At 39.4% G+C, this 20917-nt stretch carries 18 protein-coding genes; 14 read left to right on the top strand and 4 right to left on the bottom strand.

What is annotated here, in order from left to right:
• Positions 1 to 157: 157 nt before the first annotated feature.
• On the bottom strand, positions 158 to 925 hold the full coding sequence (locus JR347_RS06850) for a LytR/AlgR family response regulator transcription factor (RefSeq protein ID WP_205723304.1): 768 nt from the start codon (positions 923 to 925) through the stop codon (positions 158 to 160).
• Between the two features lie 22 nt (positions 926 to 947).
• Positions 948 to 2969 (bottom strand): tetratricopeptide repeat-containing sensor histidine kinase, encoded by a 2022-nt coding sequence (locus JR347_RS06845; RefSeq protein WP_205723303.1) that lies wholly within the window; start codon positions 2967 to 2969, stop codon positions 948 to 950.
• 249 nt (positions 2970 to 3218) lie between these two features.
• Between JR347_RS06845 and JR347_RS06840 the strand changes: the two genes are divergently transcribed.
• The 6 genes from JR347_RS06840 to JR347_RS06815 all read left to right on the top strand — a co-directional run bounded on the left by JR347_RS06840 (position 3219) and on the right by JR347_RS06815 (position 9566).
• Positions 3219 to 5378, top strand: coding sequence for a TonB-dependent receptor (locus JR347_RS06840; RefSeq protein WP_205723302.1), 2160 nt, complete (start codon positions 3219 to 3221; stop codon positions 5376 to 5378).
• A gap of 22 nt (positions 5379 to 5400) precedes the next feature.
• Positions 5401 to 6042 carry a tetratricopeptide repeat protein gene (locus JR347_RS06835; protein WP_205723301.1) on the top strand — a complete coding sequence of 214 codons (642 nt, stop codon included), beginning with the start codon at positions 5401 to 5403 and terminating at the stop codon, positions 6040 to 6042.
• Between the two features lie 28 nt (positions 6043 to 6070).
• On the top strand, positions 6071 to 7129 hold the full coding sequence (locus tag JR347_RS06830; protein WP_205723300.1) for a sensor histidine kinase: 1059 nt from the start codon (positions 6071 to 6073) through the stop codon (positions 7127 to 7129).
• A complete protein-coding gene (locus JR347_RS06825) occupies positions 7126 to 7881 on the top strand; it encodes a LytR/AlgR family response regulator transcription factor (protein WP_205723299.1) in 756 nt (251 codons plus the stop codon). The genes JR347_RS06830 and JR347_RS06825 overlap by 4 nt, the downstream gene beginning before the upstream one ends.
• Before the next feature lie 99 nt (positions 7882 to 7980).
• A complete protein-coding gene (locus JR347_RS06820; protein WP_205723298.1) occupies positions 7981 to 8301 on the top strand; it encodes a helix-turn-helix domain-containing protein in 321 nt (106 codons plus the stop codon).
• Positions 8298 to 9566 (top strand): type II toxin-antitoxin system HipA family toxin, encoded by a 1269-nt coding sequence (locus tag JR347_RS06815; protein ID WP_235689772.1) that lies wholly within the window; start codon positions 8298 to 8300, stop codon positions 9564 to 9566. Before JR347_RS06820 ends, JR347_RS06815 begins: the two co-directional genes overlap by 4 nt.
• A 9-nt stretch (positions 9567 to 9575) precedes the next feature.
• On the opposite strand, the gene JR347_RS06810 is transcribed toward JR347_RS06815, so the two are convergent.
• Complete coding sequence (locus tag JR347_RS06810; RefSeq protein WP_205723297.1) at positions 9576 to 10091, bottom strand: hypothetical protein; 516 nt, start codon at positions 10089 to 10091, stop codon at positions 9576 to 9578.
• A 345-nt stretch (positions 10092 to 10436) separates the two neighbouring features.
• Positions 10437 to 11240 carry a restriction endonuclease gene (locus tag JR347_RS06805; protein ID WP_205723296.1) on the bottom strand — a complete coding sequence of 268 codons (804 nt, stop codon included), beginning with the start codon at positions 11238 to 11240 and terminating at the stop codon, positions 10437 to 10439.
• Positions 11241 to 11255: 15 nt separating this feature from the next.
• Here JR347_RS06805 and JR347_RS06800 point away from each other — a divergent pair, with 15 nt between their 5' ends.
• The 8 genes from JR347_RS06800 (at position 11256) to JR347_RS06765 (ending at position 20914) form a co-directional block, all read left to right on the top strand.
• Entirely contained in the window at positions 11256 to 11513 is a 258-nt protein-coding gene (locus tag JR347_RS06800; RefSeq protein WP_205723295.1) for a hypothetical protein, read from the top strand.
• A 170-nt stretch (positions 11514 to 11683) separates the two neighbouring features.
• Complete coding sequence (locus tag JR347_RS06795) at positions 11684 to 12895, top strand: adenylate/guanylate cyclase domain-containing protein (RefSeq protein WP_205723294.1); 1212 nt, start codon at positions 11684 to 11686, stop codon at positions 12893 to 12895.
• Positions 12896 to 13175: 280 nt separating this feature from the next.
• Positions 13176 to 13739, top strand: coding sequence for a helix-turn-helix domain-containing protein (locus JR347_RS06790; protein WP_205723293.1), 564 nt, complete (start codon positions 13176 to 13178; stop codon positions 13737 to 13739).
• Positions 13740 to 13852: 113 nt separating this feature from the next.
• Positions 13853 to 14065 (top strand): hypothetical protein, encoded by a 213-nt coding sequence (locus JR347_RS06785; RefSeq protein ID WP_205723292.1) that lies wholly within the window; start codon positions 13853 to 13855, stop codon positions 14063 to 14065.
• 57 nt (positions 14066 to 14122) lie between these two features.
• On the top strand, positions 14123 to 14536 hold the full coding sequence (locus JR347_RS06780) for an HYC_CC_PP family protein (protein WP_449528492.1): 414 nt from the start codon (positions 14123 to 14125) through the stop codon (positions 14534 to 14536).
• Positions 14537 to 14634: 98 nt separating this feature from the next.
• Entirely contained in the window at positions 14635 to 18459 is a 3825-nt protein-coding gene (locus JR347_RS06775) for an efflux RND transporter permease subunit (RefSeq protein ID WP_205723290.1), read from the top strand.
• Positions 18456 to 19685: a TolC family protein gene (locus tag JR347_RS06770; RefSeq protein ID WP_205723289.1), complete on the top strand. Its 1230-nt coding sequence runs from the start codon at positions 18456 to 18458 to the stop codon at positions 19683 to 19685. The genes JR347_RS06775 and JR347_RS06770 overlap by 4 nt, the downstream gene beginning before the upstream one ends.
• 2 nt (positions 19686 to 19687) lie before the next feature.
• Positions 19688 to 20914 carry a permease gene (locus JR347_RS06765; RefSeq protein ID WP_205723288.1) on the top strand — a complete coding sequence of 409 codons (1227 nt, stop codon included), beginning with the start codon at positions 19688 to 19690 and terminating at the stop codon, positions 20912 to 20914.
• Positions 20915 to 20917 lie beyond the last annotated feature (3 nt).

Here is a 20917-nt window from a genome sequence, read left to right as displayed (position 1 = left end):
AGACAACCGGAATAAGGCGTGAATGACAGGGAATGATGGTGGCTTTTGCTTGCTTAGTGCGAAGAGCTTGGAGCTTAGAGCTTAGAGTAAAGGGTTGAAAATTTTTCCTTGTTACTAGTGGCTGATTTCTTATTGCAGGTGGACAGATGCAGGGTGCTTAATCAGGGAGTTGACCAAGGCTGTTGAGAAAGGAAGCTTTGTAAGATCGGCCAATCGGTACGGCATATTGCCCCACACTTACCTTACTTTCAGAAAGGTTTACTTGTGAGATTGCTTCTTTGTTGATAATGAATGATCGATGTACCCTCAAAAAACGATCGCTGATCAGTTGTTCTTCGAGCTTTTGTAGTGATATTCTTGTGTCGATGCTTTCTTTGATAAGGCCTATCTGGCAAATCTTGTCTTTCGCTTCCACACAAAGGATGTCACTCAATTTTATTTTTACCAGGCTTCCATTGCTTTTTACGTACATGGTGTCATTCACCAGTTGATCTTCGTTCCATCCCTGATAGTCAGTTTGAGTGTGAATAGTATCTAGGTGCTTAGACGTTTTTGAAAACTTGTACACTGCCAGTTCAATGGCAGCTTGAAGCATATCTTTATCATAAGGTTTGATGATGTACGCATAAGGGTCAGTCAGCTTGGCTCTGTCAAAAGTCTCTTTGTCTCTAAAGGAGGTGATGAATATAGCGGGGATGGGATTTTTCTTGTTGAGCTGTTCTACCATTTGCACCCCATCCCGATTGCCCTCCAGATGAATATCTACTAGTAGTAAGTCAGGCTTTGTAGCCGCGATCAAATTGATAGCTTCTTCTGCATTGGCTACCAATCCAGCCAGTTCATACCCCATTTCTTCCAGATACATTTCCAGGCGATTGGCGTGTATAAAATCATCTTCTACAATAAAGACTCTTACTTTCGACATAGCTGATAAAGTTATCTTTTCATTAACCTGCCTTAGCGTATTTTGTTGGGAGGGTAATCGAAAAAACACTCCCATCACCAGGCTTGCTCGCTACCCTGATTGTACCCTGATTCAAACGTACAAAATCATCTACAAGCACAAGACCCAGGCCTGTACCTTTTTCATTGGCTGTTCCTGAAGTGCTTTTGTTATCATCCAACACAAATAAATTTTTCAGCCTTTCTTCTTCAATTCCAGCGCCATTGTCTTGTACATCTATTTGCACCTGATCCTCTTTATCAGTCACTGCTAAGTTTACAGCACCACCACGAGGAGTGAACTTGATACTATTGTTGATCAAATTTCTAAAAATGGTGCTCAAGGTTTCTTTATCTGCATGGATGTGCACGTCTTGCGCAATGTCAGCATGTAGATGAATGTCTTTAGCTGCTGCCATGTCTTTAAAGTAATGAAGATTTTCCTCAATTATAGGTTTTAGTGCCAATCGTTGTGGCCGATGCGGCATAGCCCCTCCCTGACTTAAGGCCCACTTCAGCAAATTGTCCAGCAACGTGTTTACTTTCTGGGCAGAATCCTCAATCTGCAAAGCGATCTTATTTAAATTGTCGATGTTCCCTTTTTTGATATTGTAATTGAGTAGCCCCGAAATACCCTGTAGGGCAGTCAATGGCCCGCGAAGGTCGTGGGCTATGATACCAAAAAACCGGTCCTTCGTGGCATTGAGCCTAGCCAGCTCTTCTTTCTGAGCTTTCAATACCTCATTACTCCTATTTTTTTGTCGATATGCCCGAAAAAGTAAACCTGCAAGTGCTAGCAGGATTAATAAACCGATAATGGTTAACGTAACCTGCTGATTTTTCTGTGCAATGGTGGCCAGTTGTTGTTCTGTTTCCATTTTCAGCAAGTTATTTTCAGCTTCTTTTTTAGCGGTTTCGTATTTTGTCGCCATATCTGACATGATAACTTCCTTGGCTTTATTAAATACCGAATCCTTCAGCGAAGAGTATCTTTCATAATACTGTAGTGCCTGCTCAAATCGACCAAAGGACTTGTAAATTTCAGACAGTGTCTTGTAAGTTTTAGACTCCATGTTTACATTGCCAACCTCGTTGTAAAAGGCAAGGCTTTTTTTGGCAAATTTATCTGCGTTTTTGAAATCATTTAGCCTACTGTAAACCGAAGCTAGCTGCCTTGAGGTAAATGCTATTCCTTCCTGGTTATCCAAGCGTACTTTGATCTCAAGCGATTTCTGAAAATACTCTACCGCTTTCTTTAATTGACCTTGCACAGCATACAACTCACCAAGATTGTTATAACTGATTGCCAGACCATAATCATCTCCTAACTCAGTTTTGATCCTTATAACTTGCATTCTATACTCCTGGGCTTTTTCGTAATCGCCCTTTTGCCGATAAATGATCTCAATGTTGTTAAGCGCCTGAGAAATATGGTCTTTATTTTGTGTTTTATTTCCTTCCTCCAGCGCGCGGAAATAATATTCCAATGCTTTGTCATCATCCCTTCTCTTCCTATACACTTCTCCTATTGAATTCAGTGTACTTGATATTGCCACCCCACCCAGGGAGTCTTTCATGTCCAATGCTTTAAACAGGTATCCCATGGCAGTTGGATAATCCTCTTTTATACTGTAGGTTACCCCAATATTATGCATTACGAAAGCCTCGCTCTCGTAATTTGCTGTTTCCTTAAATATCAACCTGGCCTTTTCATATAAATCCAAAGCCATTTCCAATCTGCCAGAGTGCTTGTACACAGTCCCCAAATCCTGATAAGAAGCACCCATTCCATTTTTATCCCCAATTTCGGAGGCATAGGCAATGGCCTCAAGTCCGTAGGAGACAGCCTCTTCAAAATCAGTTTTAAAGCCGCTGTAGTAGCATAAATCCCTAAGCACTTTTACCTTTTCCTCTCCAGAGAGACCCAGCAAAACAGACTTGAGGCTATCAATCATTGCAAGGTTTTGTGCAGCCCCAGACTTGGTGAGATACAACAGGCAAGTGAGTAGTAAAAAAGTTTTCTTCATGGTTTGTGGCAGCTTATTTCAGAGTTTAAAAATATCCGATTTATTTAATTTCAGAATTTTCCATCGATAAAGTTGCAAACATGGACTGATTATTCGTCATAGAAGTAAAAGAGATTTAGTGAGTTTATCACCACCATAATTTCAGTCAGTCCAATCTAAACTTCATCCTCCCAATCCTACACTTCGGTAAGGTTAATTACTAAACCGCATAACCTTCTCTCAATTTAGCACCATCAAAATGCTAAAGACATGAAAAGGTTTATCTACTTATCGCTCCTAATAACAACACTCTATGCTCAGTTTGCCTTCGGCCAAACCACCATCAAAGGTCAGGTGCTTTCGGCCAAAGGTGAGCAACTCATAGGTGCCAATATTTACCTTGACAACACATACGATGGCACTTCATCAGATATCAATGGTCAATTCACATTCAAGACCAATGAAAAAAATGAACAGACACTAGTGGTCTCTATGATTGGGTATCATGAGTATAGAGAAATAATCAACTGCAACGGTCAGCCACTTCAATTTACGGTAAACCTTCGTGAAAAGATCGATGAAATGACTGCCGTGACCATCACGGCTGGTGCCATGGACGCCAGTGATGAGAAAAAGGCCGTTGTGATGAAACCTTTGGATATAGTTACAACATCGGGAGCTTTGGGAGATGTGATTGGTGCACTCACGAAGCTACCGGGAACATCAACGGTAGGGAATGACGGGCGGCTTTTCGTTCGAGGTGGTGATGCTTCTGAAACCAATATCTACTTTGACGGCTTGCAGGTTGGTAATGCTTACGGTAGCACTGCACAAAATGTGCCTACCCGATCACGTTTTAACCCAAACCTGTTTAGAGGTAGCTTTTTTAGCACGGGTGGCTATTCGGCTGAATACGGTCAGGCACTATCCTCGGCTTTGGTTTTAAATAGTATCGATATGCCGATCAGAGATCAAACCGACATCAGTCTTATGTCTGTTGGTGGTGGCCTGAGTCACACCATGGTGGGTGAAAATAGAGCATTTACTGCTTCAGCAAATTTCACAGATTTATCCCCTTACATGTCTATCATTAACCAAAACATGGACTTTACCGATGCGCCAAGCAACTGGGATGCTGAGGTTTTGGGTAGACAAAAAATTGGCAAATCAGGCATATTGAAAGGCTTCATGCATATCGAAGGTGCAAAAATGTCCTTAAACAGAGAAGACATTAACAGCGGTGAAATACAAGCTACAACTATTGAGAATAGCTATCAGTTTGGCAACGTTAGCTTCAGAAATGTTGCTGGCAATGGCTGGTCGTATTACGGAGGAGCCTCGATTTCTAATAATGAAGACCGTATTTCCATAGACAATGAAAATTACACCAGAACAAGCCTGTTAAATCATAACAAAGCGGTGCTCATCAAAGATTTCAGTGACAAGTTTTCTCTTAAGAATGGATTAGAGGCTTATGCCAACCAATACGAAGAAACTGTTTTGAATGACGGGATGAGCAGAAAGCTGGATGAGCTCACGATCAATCATTTTATTGAGGCCGACTATTACTTCAGCAGCAATCTGGTATTACGAGCTGGAATCAGAAGTACTTACAATGATCTTTTAGAAGATAACTGGAGTACTTACCGTGCCTCATTAGGTTATAAATTTTCAAAGTATTCACAGGTATCAGTTGCATCAGGCACATTTAATCAGCTGCCCGCAAACGAAGTAAGAATACAAAACACGGCACTGGAAAATACTCAGTCTACCCATTATATTGCCAACTATTTGTACAGCAAAGAAGGTCGAACTTTTCGTACAGAAGCTTTTTACAAATCCTATGACAACTTGGTTCTTTTCGGTCAATCTGATGGGTTAGATTTTACTGACTTAACCAATGATGGCTCTGGCTATGCGCAAGGTTTCGATTTATTTTATCGGGACAACAAATCGTTAAAAAATACTGACTTCTGGATCACTTACTCCTATACAGACAGCAAAAGAAATCTGAGCGGGTTTGAGTCCCAAGTACGCCCTGGCTTTGCGCCTTTGCACAATGCTTCGTTGGTGATGAAAAAGTTCTTTCGAGAGCTACGTTCTCAGTTGGGATTTTCCTATAGCTGGAATAGCGGTTACACCTATCACAACCCGAACCTGGAAGGTGAAATGCAATCCGAAACACCTGCTTTCAATAACCTGAGCTTAAGCTGGAGCTACCTTCCTACACCGAACCTCATCATCCATTTTGAGTGTAGCAATGTGCTAGGCAGCGATAACATTTTCGGTTATCAATACACCAACCAAGCAAATGAAAATGGTGTGTTTGAAGGAAGACCACAAGGCATGGTAGCAGATCGGTTCATCTTTTTAGGTGTATTTCTGACTTTATCTAAAGACAAAAAAGCAAATCAATTAAACAATTTATAAATCAATATTAAATACAAATACCATGAAAAAATTAACTCTAATCTTAACCCTTTTAGTAGGTGCATTATTCACTAATGCCAAAGACAAATCTGCATATATTAATGCAATGCAAGACCAAATTGAGACTTTCAAAGGCTCTAAAAGCCAGGAAGAATTGCAGGCCTCGGCCAATGCTTTTGAACGAATAGCACAAAAAGAAAATGAGGAATGGCTGCCGCTTTACTACGCTGCCCATGCTTATATTAAAATAGGCTTTAACAACACATTATCATTAGATGAAAGGGATAGTTATTTTGATAAGGCTATCGCGTTGATAGAAAAGGCAGGAGAAATCTCACCAAACAATTCAGAGCTAACCGCCTTAAAAGGATTTGCCCTGATGGGAAAATTATCTGCTGATCCTGCCAACAGAGGTCAAACTATGAGCCCGTTGGTAATGCAAACATTCGGACAGGCCATGCAGCAAAACCCAGAAAACCCAAGAGCGCTTGTTTTAATGGCTCAAATGGAATTTGGTATGGCCCAATTCTTTGGCAATGGCACAGAAAAAGCTTGCGGAATGGCCAATGGCAGTCTTGCCTTATTCGAGGCAGAAGCATCTGAAGGTATTAACCCTACCTGGGGAGCTGGTCAGGCTCAAGCATTGCTTTCTAAGTGTAAATAATAAAAAAGAGCTATTTTAGGTTTTAAGTATGGATGAATATAATTCTAACGCACCCAGAAGCTGGAAATACTATAAAAACCTAAGGTTATTAATCTTAATAAACTTGATAATCGCGTTGGTAATTACCATTTCTTTCAATCTTGATACAATCGGAACTTCGGCTTTTTTCACAAAATGGCCGGAGTTCATTTATTCTTTTCTCATATCATTTACCTTAAGTTATGGTATATCATTTATAACAGACAAAACAGATCAGCGGATAAGTTGGATTCAAAACCCGCTTAAGAGGCTATTGGTTGAAGTTACGGCCGTATCATTATTTGCATTCATTGTCAGCCTGCTATTTTCAACCCTCATTTTGGTTTCTTTTTATGACCATAATTTTGAAACCCTACCCTGGCAAACATTGATGTGGCGCACCCGTTATGCCATTTTGATTTCACTATTTATTACACTCATATTTACCAGCAGGGCCTTTTTGTTTGAGTGGAGATCAGCTGCCATTGCTTCGGAAAAAATGCGTGCAGATAAGTTTGAAGGGCAATATCAGTCCTTAAAAAATCAATTGAATCCGCATTTTCTATTCAATTCTTTTAATACGCTGAGTAACCTTGTTCATGAAGATCAGGATAAGGCCACTGAGTTTATTCAGAAGCTGTCCAAGATTTACCGCTATGTGCTTGAAGTACAAAAGGAAGAGCTAGTCAGTTTAGGTCAAGAGTTGTCGTTTTTAGAAAGCTATATCGGACTCCAAAAGTTACGATTTGGAGATAGTTTATTAGTGAGTATGGATGTTAAACACAAAAATCTATTAATACCTCCACTTACACTTCAGCTATTGCTTGAAAATGCCATCAAGCATAACATTATTTCTAAAGACCAACCCTTAGAGATTAAAATCTTCGATAAGGAAGATTCAATTACAATTTCGAATAATCTACAGCCTAAAGATGTAGGGGAAAACTCAACCGGCATTGGCTTGGAGAATATCCGATCACAGTTAAACTATTTTACCAGCAGCAAATTAAATGTTATCAAATCGGATGATGCCTTTGTTGTAGAAGTACCCTTACTCAAAGACCTATGAAAGTTCTGATAATAGAGGATGAACTACCGGCACAAAAGCGGTTAAAGCGGCAACTAGCAGAAATTGACGAGTTCATTGAGGTGCTGGATTGCCTGGATTCTATTTCAAGTGGCATTGCATGGTTTCAAAATAACCCCGATCCAGACCTGCTGTTTTTAGACATCCAACTGGCCGATGGCTTGAGCTTTAAAATACTCGAGCAGGTAAAAACGGAATGCCCCATTATTTTCTGTACGGCATATGATGAATATGCCATCAAAGCCTTCAAGCATAACAGTATCGATTACCTGCTTAAACCAATAGATCAGGCTGATTTAGAAGCTGCACTAAAGAAGTTTCAGAAGAATTACGGCACTAAAAATCAGATAGATTTACAGAAGCTTCAGGAAATACTTACACAACCCAAAAAAGACTATAAGCAGCGGTTTATGGTCAAGATTGGCGAGAAAATACAAAGTATCAACATTGCCTCTATCGACTACTTTTACAGTGACCAAAAAGCCACGTTTCTAAAAACCAAAGACAATAAAAAATACCTCATTGATTATCCGTTGGATCAGTTAGAAGAGCTTTTAGACCCGGCAGTCTATTTTAGATTAAACAGAAAATACATCACCCACCACAACGCCATTGATTCGGTATTTTCTTTCAGTAATAGCCGTTTAAAAGTCACCCTTAAAAACAGTGACGATGATAACATCTTAATCAGCCGGGAGAAGGTACAGAAGTTTAAGGAGTGGTTGGATGCTTGAAGGCTTCAGGTTTAATAGGTAAAAGAGTATAAATTTTTTAAGTATAATGTTAAATACTTTTTACAATAGATATTATATTTGTAAATACAATTTAACGTTATGGGAAGAGAAAAGCCAATATTATTACCAAAACATAAGAAACTGCTAACAGAACTAGGTGAGAATATTAAGCTGGCAAGGCTAAGAAGAAAATTTAGTGCTGAGCAGGTTTCAGAACGTGCAAATATCAGTCGCCCTACGTTATTATCTATAGAAAAAGGATCAGAGAGTGTGAGTATAGGTCTCTATCTGCAGGTACTCATTGTGCTTGGGTTGGAAAAGGACTTATCATTAATTGCAAAAGATGATGAATTGGGCAGAAAACTGCAGGATGCGGAATTAAGAGTAAAAGAACGGGCTCCTAAAGAGAATAGCGGATGAGGAAAAATATTTATGTATACGCAGATTGGGAAGGGTTACATAAACCAAGCCTTATGGGTATATTACATGCAGATTTACTACGCGGAAATGAGATATTTTCATTTGAGTATGATTCAAATTGGTTGAAATCTGGGCATACTCAATTACTCGATCCCGACTTGAAGCTCTACGCAGGGGTTCAATACCTGAATGATCAAGAGAAAACGAATTTCGGCTTATTTCTAGATTCTTCACCCGATCGATGGGGGCGGGTTTTGATGCTGCGTAAAGAAGCTGCACTGGCCAGGGCTGAAAATCGTAACAAAAAAACCTTGTTTGAAACTGACTATTTACTAGGTGTATATGATGAACATCGCATGGGTGCATTACGATTTAAACTTGATCCAAACCAACCATTTTTAAGCGATGATAAGATTTTAGCAAGTCCCCCCTGGACTTCAATCCGCGAACTCGAACAAATTAGTTTGAAGTTAGAAGATGATGATATAATTGATCATCCTGAATATATTAAATGGCTTAATATGTTGGTGGCTCCAGGCTCTTCATTAGGTGGTGCACGACCAAAAGCAAGTGTATTGGATCAAGACAATCACTTATGGATTGCTAAGTTTCCAAGTCAAAAAGATGATATGGACATTGGCGGATGGGAGATAGTAACATATGAATTGGCACTTGCAGCTGGAATAACAATGGCGCAAAGCCAGGCAATTAAGTTTTCCAGTAAACATCATACATTTTTAACAAAAAGGTTTGATCGTACAACAAGAGGGAGGCGTTTGCATTTTGCTTCTGCCATGACCCTATTAGGTCATACTGATGGTGCCGATTACAAGGCAAATGTAAGTTACCTTGAATTAGTGGAGTTTATTATGACCCGAGGTTCAAATGTTAATCAGGATCTCGAGCAATTATGGCGCAGAATCGTATTCAGCATTTGCGTTTCTAATGTAGATGACCATTTACGTAATCATGGCTTTATGCTATCAGAAAAAGGCTGGCTGCTGTCTCCTGCCTATGATATCAATCCCGTTGAGTCAGGTAATGGACTCAAATTAAATATCTCAGACACTGATAATGCTCTAGACCTCAAACTTGCATTGGAGGTATACCCATTTTTCCGAATATCAAAGGATCAAGCTTTAGCAATAATTAAAGAAGTAAAGGAGGCTGTAAAAAATTGGCGACAAATTGCCACCAAGTATGGCATATCAAAAACAGAGCAGGAATTAAAATCTATGGCTTTTAAACAGGCTGATGAAAATTGAAACCTATTCTCACCGAGGCCTTCCAGCAAACACCTCCTCAAAATACAAATCCCACGATTTGGTTTCATTTTGGATTTCGGGAGGAGAAAAGGTAAGGTTGGATTTGTTTTCCCCTTCCCAAGTTAGTACAGTTTTAAAACCCGGATTCTCATGGTCTGGAAGCGCCAATTCGTACTGGTCTTCAATGCGTACAAAAGGCTTGTTCTTTAAGATTTCATCCATGGTAGTTTTAAAAGCTCCGGTTTCATCCTGAGTATGTAGGATTTCAACCCACTCATAACCCATGATGAGCAACAGAATTTCACCTTTACTATCGTCCTGATGTCTAAACACTTTTTTTGTGCCGGGCTTGTGATCTAACACGTAGCCTTTGTCCTCTAAATAGCTATCTAGTTCACTAAATTGCTGGGTTTTGCAATAGTAGGAAGCTGTTATGCCATCTATGATAATTTGCTTTTCCAGTTCTTGGGCAAAGCCAGACTGAATGACGGAACAACAAAAAATAGTCAGGGCAAATCGAAACATGTATGAAAGATGGTTAATAAATCAAAACTAAGCAAAGTAGAAACTCTGAATCAATGATCATTTCGTCTATTGAAATGATCATTTTGTAGGTGTGGTGAGATGGGATTCTTGGGTTAGGTTGGTGGGATGGGTTTGTATTTTTGGCTGAGAACTTCAAAAGAAATGATTATGTTACTTCCTTATTTAAAACTAAAAATCTATCCCAACCTTGACTAGCTTCTAATCCTCTAAGAAATGCGTCCTTTTCTGAAATAATATTGAATTGAAATGTTTTGGCATTTGAAACTAAGTCATTTATTGAAATCAAATTGATAACATTTCTGTATTCCAAAAAGAATTTATTTTTCAACCATTTTCAAAATTCCTAAACCAATTTTTATCGATACTTATTTTTTCTCTGATTTCAATATGAACACCAAGACTTAGTTCCTTAAGCTTCTCAGCTAACTTTTCGCCATCCATTAAATCTATTGCTGGCGCTCCATCACGAGAAGCCTCAAAAATAGCATCCCTTGTGAATTGACCTGTCGTAATAAATAATCCTTTATCAGTTCGCCCGACCATGGCTCCTCTAAAATCTCTGATCTCTTTTGAGCTCACTTTTCCTTTATAGCGTTTGCACTGAAATATTATATGGAAGCTAAGAATACCATTTATTGTTGCAACACCTCGCCCATCTATACCTCCATCACCAGATCTGCCTGTGACCTCTACCTGAATAAATCCTTTTTCTCTCAATAATCTTTTGACTAATCTCTCAAAAGCATTAGGTGATAATTCATCTGTGATCGTTTTAATTAGTTCATCTTTCCAATTCTCACGCTCAGAAATTTCATTCGCAATTTGTTTTTCTTCTTTCAAGCTCACAGAAAAATTCAGATCTACCTTATGATCGGTTTTAATTGCCCAAATTCCTCTTGCTGAATTTTCCAAATATCCTTGGTTTTCCAACATAGTTCGTACCCAAGCCATCTCATACTCAAATTTTGTTTGTGTCTCAGTATGTTGAATTTCCAAAAGGTCTGCAGGTAATTGAAGCAGCTCAATTACTTTATTATTTATTTCATCATTTCTTCCTGAACCGCCTAGCTCATATATCGCTTTTAACACAGGTTTGAAAAAATCTTCTCTTTTAGGTAAACTTTTCATAGTATTATATCAATTATGAAAGTACGGAACTTTAATCATTTAAAGGAACTTGCTTCCAAAAATGATGACATGCAGCACTTTTATGTCATTTTAGCTGGTGGTTTAGCAAAGTCTGGACTACGAATTTCTTACCATAGAGATTCGGATACTTTTGACATAATTCATGAGATTGATGAATCCCACGTGGAGCTTAACAGTTTGGAATTGCTGAATAATTTTTTTTTCAAGGAAGCTATATTTAATAATTGCCTCTTTCTGTCAGAAATTGACTAATAGTAACCCGATTTTGAATTTCGTCTTATTAATATTCTATTTGTTTACCCCATTCAACTAACTAAACCTCACCCCCTGTCAAAGGAAGAGCCGTGCCATACCTTCGCGTTTAGCCATATCTAATAATAATCAGTTAACTTCAAAAAATCAGAATAACTAAACGGCCGAAGATGACACGAAAAAAAACTCTTTTGCAAAGAGTTGCTGATATTGGCGTAAGGGAGAATTTCTTAGGAACTAAGAAAAGGTATTTACAGGTATCCAATATAGCCGCCATGCTGGGGGTGCTTTTCAATACGTTATGGATGTCCATTGCCCTATCCATTTCGGAAATAACAAGTGCTGTATGGAATGGAGTATTGGGCTTGATGTTTCTGATGGTATTGGTTTTAAACAAGAAAGGAAGTCGGGTAGCTGCTTCGGTCTGGCTGGCCATCTCTGCATACATTTCCGTTCTCGTATTTCTTTACTTGTCAGGATACGGTTCAGGGATTACCACAGTTTGTTTTTTGATCATCATCTTGCCCTACATGACTTTCCCGCGCAAGGCAAGAGCCCTTGCCCATGGTTTCAGTGTATTGGCCTGCCTAACTTTAATTTTTGCCGTTGTTTTTCAATCAGAATTCTATGCGCACAACGAGGGCATGGATCCCTATTTATCACAGATTGTGAATATGGGCATGACGGCATTCATTTGTCTCGCATTAATTTGGAGCTTGTCAGTGCTGATTGATCGATCCGAAGATTCATTAATGGCAGAACAGAAAAAATCAGATGACCTTCTACATAATATTCTACCTAAAAAGATCATACACGACTTGAAAATACATGGTAAGACCATTCCTAAAAGGCATGAGAATGTTTCGATACTATTCACTGATTTTGAAGGTTTTACCGAAATAGTGGCAACCATTCCCGCAATCACCTTAGTGAATGAGCTGAATGAAATCTTCGGGCGATTTGATGAAATCATGGAGGAAACCGGCATGGAAAAAATTGAAACCATTGGTGATGCCTATATGGCCGCATGTGGTCTTGAAGATGAGGCCACAAATCATGCAGTAATTTGTATCAGAGCGGCAAAAAAGATGCTATCCTACCTTGAGGAAAGGAATAAGAACCATGAATTACAATGGAAAATGCGGGTTGGTATACATTCAGGAACTGTAGTTGCCGGTGTGGTAGGCAAAAAAAAGTTTGCCTATGACCTTTTTGGAGATACGATAAACACTGCCAGCAGAATGGAATCTGCAGGTGAATCTGGCAGAATTAATATCTCCTCATCCACCTTTGAACTGGTAAAGAACGAATTCAATTGTATTGCTCGCGGAAAAATCTTTGCCAAGGGAAAAGGGGAATTGGACATGTATTTTGTAGGATAGTGCTAATGAAGCTTTCTCAAAACTTAAATTTTTGACACTAATGCAATTTTATTTACACAAAACGGACTTCGACAAGCTCAGCCCTGCAATATGAGGTATTTTTGAGACAGCTTCGTAAATTCTATCATTTTGTAATCACTCCACTCACCCAACCAACACCCCTCACCCCAGTCAAAGAAAATGCCGTTTAATGCGTTCCTAGGATTTCTTTATTGTTTAGTGATAGGAACTTCTTATAAAAATTCTAAGTTGATTTCATTCCAAATGGATATATTCAAGTATGTCAACGCTCTATATCAAAAACATGGTATGCAACCGCTGCATTGAAGCGGTAAGCGAGGAATTTAGTAAACTGAATATTCCAATACAAAGTATAGCATTAGGTGAGGCCATAGTTCCTTCCGAGCTCTCTTCAAATCAAATGGATCAACTATCCAAAGCTCTGAGCATTCGCGGGTTTGAATTATTAAAAGATAACAACTCAAAACTAATCACTCAGATTAAGTCCATTTTGGTAGACCAAATTCATCATAAAGGCCAAATGCCCAAGGTAAATTTCTCCACATTACTTTCGGATAAGTTAAAACATGACTATTCATCATTAAGTCGCTTGTTTTCATCAGTAGAGGGCATTACCGTTGAAAAGTACCTTCTCAAGCTTAAGATTGAGAAAGTAAAGGAACTGATCATTTATGATGAGTTAAACCTATCTGAAATTTCTTATCAATTAAATTATAGCAGTGTAGCCCATCTTTCATCTCAGTTTAAAAAGGAGACCGGCATGACCCCTTCAGAATTTAAAAAGTTGGAGATAGGTAATAGAAACGAGTTGGATAAGCTCTGACAAAATCTTATAAATCATACCCGGAATTTTGTAAAACGATTACTCTGGTTTCTGTCGTTATTTGTATCGTAAATGAAATCAGTTTAGAAAGATGAAAAGCAATTCAAGTACCTATGGATATGCGTTATATGGGCTGTGTCGATAAATTATCTCCGCATTTGGATGGTGACCATTCCATAAAAAATTGGTCGGTTGATATAAGTGGCGAAAACAAAATGCTTAAGGTAACAGATGAAGAAGTTACTGATAGATATGTAAATGGTATTTTATCTAAAGAAGACTATCAAGTTTTGGGCTCCAACATCAGACAACAGATAATTCATTGACATGTCTAATCTCGCCAAGTTCGATTTAACTGAGGTATTTCGTAACTTAGTACAGCTTTGAGAAAGATTATTTCCATATCGCTTTCCCTCGTTTTGCTGATTAGTCAGCTGGGTTTTGCCATGACTACACATTATTGTGGTGGCCATGCTGTTGAATCTAAATTGATTTATGGGCACGAGAAACTCGACTGTGGAATGCCCAACATGGACGAAGAACACCATGAAGATGAGCACTCTGCCACACACTATAGCAAAGCAAAATGCTGTGATAATAAATTTCAGTACTTGGATACTGAAGATAGTTTTAAATCTAAAGTACAGCATTTCATCAACGAACTAGCTCCAGCAGTTCCGCAATTTCTAGTAATTCCGAATTACATCGCACTTGATGTAAAAACACCAATTTCAGGAGACGCTCCACCTCTGGTCGATAAAGATATATTGACCCTACATCAAGTATTCCGCTTATAGCCCGGCATTTTCATTCAAAAACAACCTGATAAAACCATTGGGTTGACGAGAGCTATTCTGCTCTTTAGAACACACGTTCGATTTTTATTTTGAATACTATGCTTAACAGATTAATTAAATATTTTTTGGAAAATAAACTGGTGACCGTTCTCGTTCTCTCGGGCTTTGTGCTGTGGGGAATAATAACGGCTCCATTTGGTTGGCAGGTAGATTTTCTACCCTCCGATCCGGTTCCTGTTGATGCCATTCCAGATATTGGTGAGAATCAGCAGATTGTATTTACCCAATGGCCGGGTCGTTCGCCACAGGATATTGAGGATCAAATCTCCTATCCGCTTACCACCTATTTATTAGGTATACCCGGTGTGAAGTCCATCAGAAGTTCTTCCATATTCGGGTTTTCGAGCATTTATGTCATTTTTTCAGAAGATGTTGAATTCTACTGGTCACGATCCAGAATTCTGGAAAAACTCAACTCACTGCCTTCAGGGTTACTGCCTGATGGTGTGCAACCTGCACTCGGTCCAGATGCTACAGCCCTCGGACAGGTATTTTGGTATACTATTGAAGGGCGAGATAAAGACGGCAATCCAACAGGTGGTTGGGACTTGCACGAGATTAGAACCGTCCAGGATTTTTACATCAAATATGGATTAAATGCCACTGAGGGGGTTTCTGAAGTGGCTTCGATTGGGGGTTTCATTAAAGAATATCAGGTAGATGTAAATCCCGATGCTTTGAAGGCCTATAATATTCCATTGTACAAGGTCATGCAGGCTGTGCAGAAGTCTAATAGAGATGTGGGCGCCAAAACCATTGAAATTAACCAGGCTGAATATCTGGTGCGTGGCTTAGGGTATGTAAAAAAGGTAGAAGATATAGAAAAAGCAGTGGTGGCTGTTCAGGACAATGTACCAATTAGAATTAAAGATGTGGCTGTTGTTTCCTTAGGGCCTGCCACCCGCAGAGGACTTTTGGACAAAGATGGAGCCGAAGTAGTTGGTGGTGTGGTAGTAGCCAGATATGGCGCGAATCCTTTGCAGGTAATCAACAATGTTAAAGATAAGATTAAGGAAATTGCTCCTGGCTTACCTACAAGAACTTTAGCTGACGGCAGAGAGAGTCAACTAACAATTGTTCCTTTTTACGATCGGTCAGAGTTGATTTATGAGACACTCGGCACTCTTGAAGAAGCCTTATCACTGGAGATTTTAATTACCATTCTGGTAGTGATCGTGATGGTGTACAACCTGAGAGCTTCTCTGCTGATTTCCTGTCTGCTGCCAATAGCAGTGTTGATGGTCTTCATTGCCATGCGATACTTTGGTATAGATGCCAACATTGTGGCACTGTCGGGTATCGCCATTGCCATCGGCACCATGGTCGATCTGGGAATTATACTTTCGGAGAATATCATTAAACATCTGGATGAAGCACCGAAAGAGCAGAAACTAATTACAACTATTTACAATGGCGCCTCGGAAGTATCAACTGCCATTCTTACTGCCGTTTCCACAACCATAGTCAGTTTTATTCCTGTCTTTACCATGGAAGCTGCGGAGGGTAAACTATTCGGGCCGTTAGCATTCACTAAAACATTTGCTTTAATAGCCGCATTAATTGTATCGTTATTAATTCTGCCAACCCTGGCCCACTGGTTCTTTGGCTTCAAAATAGAAAATAAGCTATTCAAAAAATATGGGCCTTATGCCCTTATCGTAATTGGTGTTACTGGCTTAATCAGCGGACAACTATGGGCGGGGGTTTTATTGATTCTTTTTGGTGGCATCGCGCTTACAAAACAGCTTTTGGCTACTAAAGTTGATGCCTTACCCGGTTGGGCAAAATTCCTTTATAACTATGCGGAATTGATCATTGTGTTGATCGGTGTGGTTTGGTTACTAGCCAAATACTGGCTGCCATTGGGTCCATCACACTCTTTGCTAACTAACTTCTTGTTTGTCACCATGTTGGTAGGTGCCATATTGGGTGGCTTTTCACTTTTAGAATATCAGTATAAGCGTGTTTTAAACTGGTGCCTGAATAATAAATTCAAGTTTTTGATCCTGCCAACGGTACTCATTATTACAGGAGCTACGATTTGGTTAGGCTTTAACAAAGTGTTTGGGGTTGTTTCTAAGGGTTTTAATGCGATTGGAGTGAATGTAGCTACAACAAAAGCCTGGTCTACCCTTGCCCACACTTTCCCCGGCATTGGTAAGGAATTTATGCCTTCACTCGATGAAGGAAGTTTCCTGCTTATGCCTACTTCTATGCCACATTCCGGTATTGAATTCAACCGAAAAGTTGTAGGGCAACTGGATATGCTGCTTACCAACATTCCTGAAGTGGATTTAACCGTTGGAAAACTTGGTAGAGTGGAATCAGCATTAGATCCAGCTCCAATTTCAATGTACGAAAACATCATCAACTATAAGCCAGAGTATATCCTCAACAAAAAAGGACACAGACAACGGTTTAAAGTAGATGATAACGGAAAGTTTATCACCAGAAAAGATGATTCCATCACCAATGAAGAAGGTCTGGCTCTTGGCATTAAGGCCGATCAGTTAACTCCGGATGAGAATGGTGAGTACTATCGAAACTGGAGGGATCACATTCAATCACCGGATGATATCTGGGAGGAAATTGTGAAGGTGACCAAAATTCCGGGCGTTACTTCCGCACCAAAACTGCAACCTATCGAAACACGATTGGTAATGCTGCAAACAGGAATGCGAGCACCCATGGGTATCAAAGTTTATGGACCCGATTTAAAGACTATCGAACAATTTGGCCTGGAGCTGGAAAGTATTTTACAACAAGTTCCTTCCGTAAAAAAAGAGGCCGTTTTTGCAGATAGAATTGTAGGCAAACCATATATCCACCTCAATATCAATCGTGAAGAAATTGCCCGCTACGGATTAAATATCGAAGATGTACAACAAGCAATAGAAACGGCTATTGGTGGTATGAAAATAAGCTCTACTGTGGAAGGTAGAGAGCGTTTCCCGATACGGGTTCGCTATCCAAGAGAGCTAAGGGATGACCCACAGGCTTTAGGTAGAATACTAATGCCTACGCCTACCGGTGCGCAAATTCCATTATCACAATTAATTGATTTTGAGTACGTAAGAGGCCCTCAAGCCATTAAAAGTGAAGAGACATTTTTGGTGGGTTATGTACTGTTCGATAAACGTGATGGCTACTCTGAGATAACGGTTGTGAACGATGCTCAGGAAAGAATTCGAACAATGATCGAATCAGGGCAGTTGAAGGTGCCTTCGGGTGTAAGTTATAAATTCTCAGGAAGCTATGAGAACCAGGTGAGAGCAGAAAAACGCCTGATGATAATAGTCCCTGTGGTGCTTGGTATCGTGTTTTTGATCTTGTATTTCCAATTCCGATCGGTAACAACTTCTCTGATGGTATTCACCGGTATTGCCATGGCGTTTAGTGGTGGATTTATAGTCTTGTGGTTGTACGATCAATCGTGGTTATTAAATTTCTCGTTGTTCGACACCAATTTCAGAGATCTATTTCAGGTGCAGACCATTAACTTGAGTGTGGCCGTTTGGGTCGGTTTTATCGCCCTATTTGGTATCGCCACAGATGATGGAGTACTTATGGCCACTTATCTCGATCAGAGTTTCGATAAAAATAAAACAACCGACTTAAAAGGAATTAGAGCAGCAATTGTAGAAGCAGGCCAGCGCAGAATTAAGCCCGCGATTATGACCTCAGCTACTACCATCATAGCCTTATTACCAATTCTCACGTCAACAGGTAGAGGTTCTGATATTATGATCCCAATGGCCATCCCAGCTTTTGGAGGCATGTTGGTGGCTGCGATTACTTATTTTATTGTGCCTGTACTTTATTCAATACGTGAGGAAAGAAAACTTAATCAATCAGCATCATGAAAACACTTGCCTTACTTTTAACAATTACACTAAGATTGGGTATTTCAAATGCTCAGAAGTTAGATGACTACTACAAAATAGCTGCGGAGAACAATCCGGGGTTACAGGCTAAGTTTAAAAACTTTGAGGCAGCCATGCAGAAGGTAACGCAAGTAAGCAGCCTACCAGATCCTAGTTTGTCATTTGGCTATTTCATTTCTCCGGTAGAAACCAGAGTTGGGCCTCAAAAAGCACGGTTTTCTTTAACGCAGATGTTTCCATGGTTTGGAACACTTAAAGCTCAGAAAAATGCTTCTACACTAATGGCTGAAGCGAAGTATCAGGAATTTATTGATGAGAGGAACAAACTTTACTACAGTGTTTCGGCTGCCTATTATCCGCTGTATGAGCTTCAGCAGATTAAAGGCATTGAAAAAGAAAACATTGCCATACTATCCACCTATAAAGATATTTCTACTGCCAAATTCCAAAATGGAAAAGGGTCTATGGTAGATGTTCTTAGAGTAGATATTATGCTTAAAGATGCTACGACTAACCTTTCGATACTTGAGAAAAAAGAAATGCCTTTAAAGGCTAGGTTTAATAGTTTGCTCAATAGAAATAGTGATGAAGAGGTTATTGTATCAGATTCTTTATCGGTTCAAGACTTAGGTGTTAACTATCAAAAAGATTCATTACTAACTTCAAATCCGCTGTTGGAAGAACTTAATTTAAAGTATCAGGCAAGTGAGGCTCAGGAAAAAATTGCCCACAAACAGGGCTTGCCAAAGCTTGGTGTTGGGGTAGACTATGTTATTGTTGGAGAGCGATCGGATGTGTCCATGCCCGATAATGGCCAGGATGTATTCATGCCTATGGTTACGTTGAGCTTACCCATTTTCAGAGCCAAGTACACTGCCGCTAAAAAAGAAGCGGTGCTTATGCAAGAATCTTATGCTCTGCAAAAAGAAGAGGTATCTAACCGACTGGTAAGCTCTTACGAAATGACCTGGTTTGAAATTCAAAAACAAGTCGAACTCATTCAGTTATACAATGATCAGATAGAAACGTCTCAACAATCATTGAACTTACTATATAGTGGCTATAGCAACTCAGGGAATGATTTTGATGAAGTTTTAAGTATGCAGCAGCAAATATTAAAGTACCAAAAGCTGAAAGCGAGTGCTGTTGCATCTTATCATATAGCATTAGCTGAACTAGAATATATCACTGCTAAAACGAAATAATCATGGAACAGACAAGCTTTTTAAGACATTGGAGTGATGCAGCCCATACAAGTGTAGGTTTCTTCTGGATGGCTTTATGGGCCTTTATTCTGGGTTATGCAATCAGTTCAATTATTCAAATATTCGTGACTGAAAAGCGCATGCAAAAAACCATGGGCGATGCAGGCGGTAAGAGTGTTTTCCTTGGAGCATTCTTTGGATTTATAAGTAGCTCCTGCAGTTTCTCAGCACTTGCCACTTCTAAGTCGTTGTTTCAAAAAGGAGCAAGCTTTGTATCTTCTATTGCCTTTTTACTGGCATCTACCAACCTGGTAATTGAATTAGGAATTATCATTTCAATTTTCCTTGGTTGGCAATTTCTTGTAGGCGAGTATGTCGGGGGTATTTTGCTTATTCTATTCAGCTGGTTATTAATTAAACTGATAAACCCTACCAAGCTTATTCAGAATGCACGCAATAAACTAAGCGATTCGAAAGATGAAGCAGGTGATGACAAATCATTTAATCAAAAGTTAACCTCCGAAGAAAGCTGGGCCAAAGTAGGTAAACAGTATTTTATGGAGTGGAAGATGGTTTGGAAAGATGTAACAGTCGGTTTTACTATTGCCGGAATTGTATCTGCTTTTGTGCCAGATTCTTTCTTTCAAACTCTATTTATCAATACAGGTGTTGGCAAACAATCGTATGACTTTTTTACGTTGCTGGAGCATGTTATTGTAGGTCCGGTAGCTGCCTTTTTAACATTTATTGGCTCAATGGGTAATATTCCATTAGCGGCCTTGCTATTTGGTAAAGGTGTAAGTTTTGCCGGTGTAATAGCCTTCATATTTAGCGATTTAGTGGTTTTTCCAGTGCTTAGAATCAATGCTAAATATTATGGTTGGAAGATGTCGTTTTTTATCCTCTTCCTATTATTTACATCGCTCATTGGCACCTCACTAATTCTGCATTATGGATTTGAACTATTCAATTTAATTCCTCAGAGCAGCGGTGTAAGCATTGCAGAAAATGATCACTTTGCTATTGACTATACATTTTACATGAACCTAGGCTTTCTACTCATATCCGGGGCGCTCCTCTATTTCGGTTTGATAAAAGGAAAAGATGTAATGCATCATAAAGAAATGGCTCCCAAAAGTCCCTTACTCGAAAAAATTCTTAAATGGCTTGCCCTTACTTGCTACTTATGGTTAGCAGTAGGCTTGCTACTAAAATTTGTAATTGAATAAAGA

Source organism: Fulvivirga lutea, assembly GCF_017068455.1.
Taxonomy (GTDB): Bacteria; Bacteroidota; Bacteroidia; order Cytophagales; family Cyclobacteriaceae; genus Fulvivirga; species Fulvivirga lutea.
The sequence above is the reverse complement of the archived record's forward strand: the minus strand, read 5'-3'. Positions and strand labels throughout refer to the sequence as shown.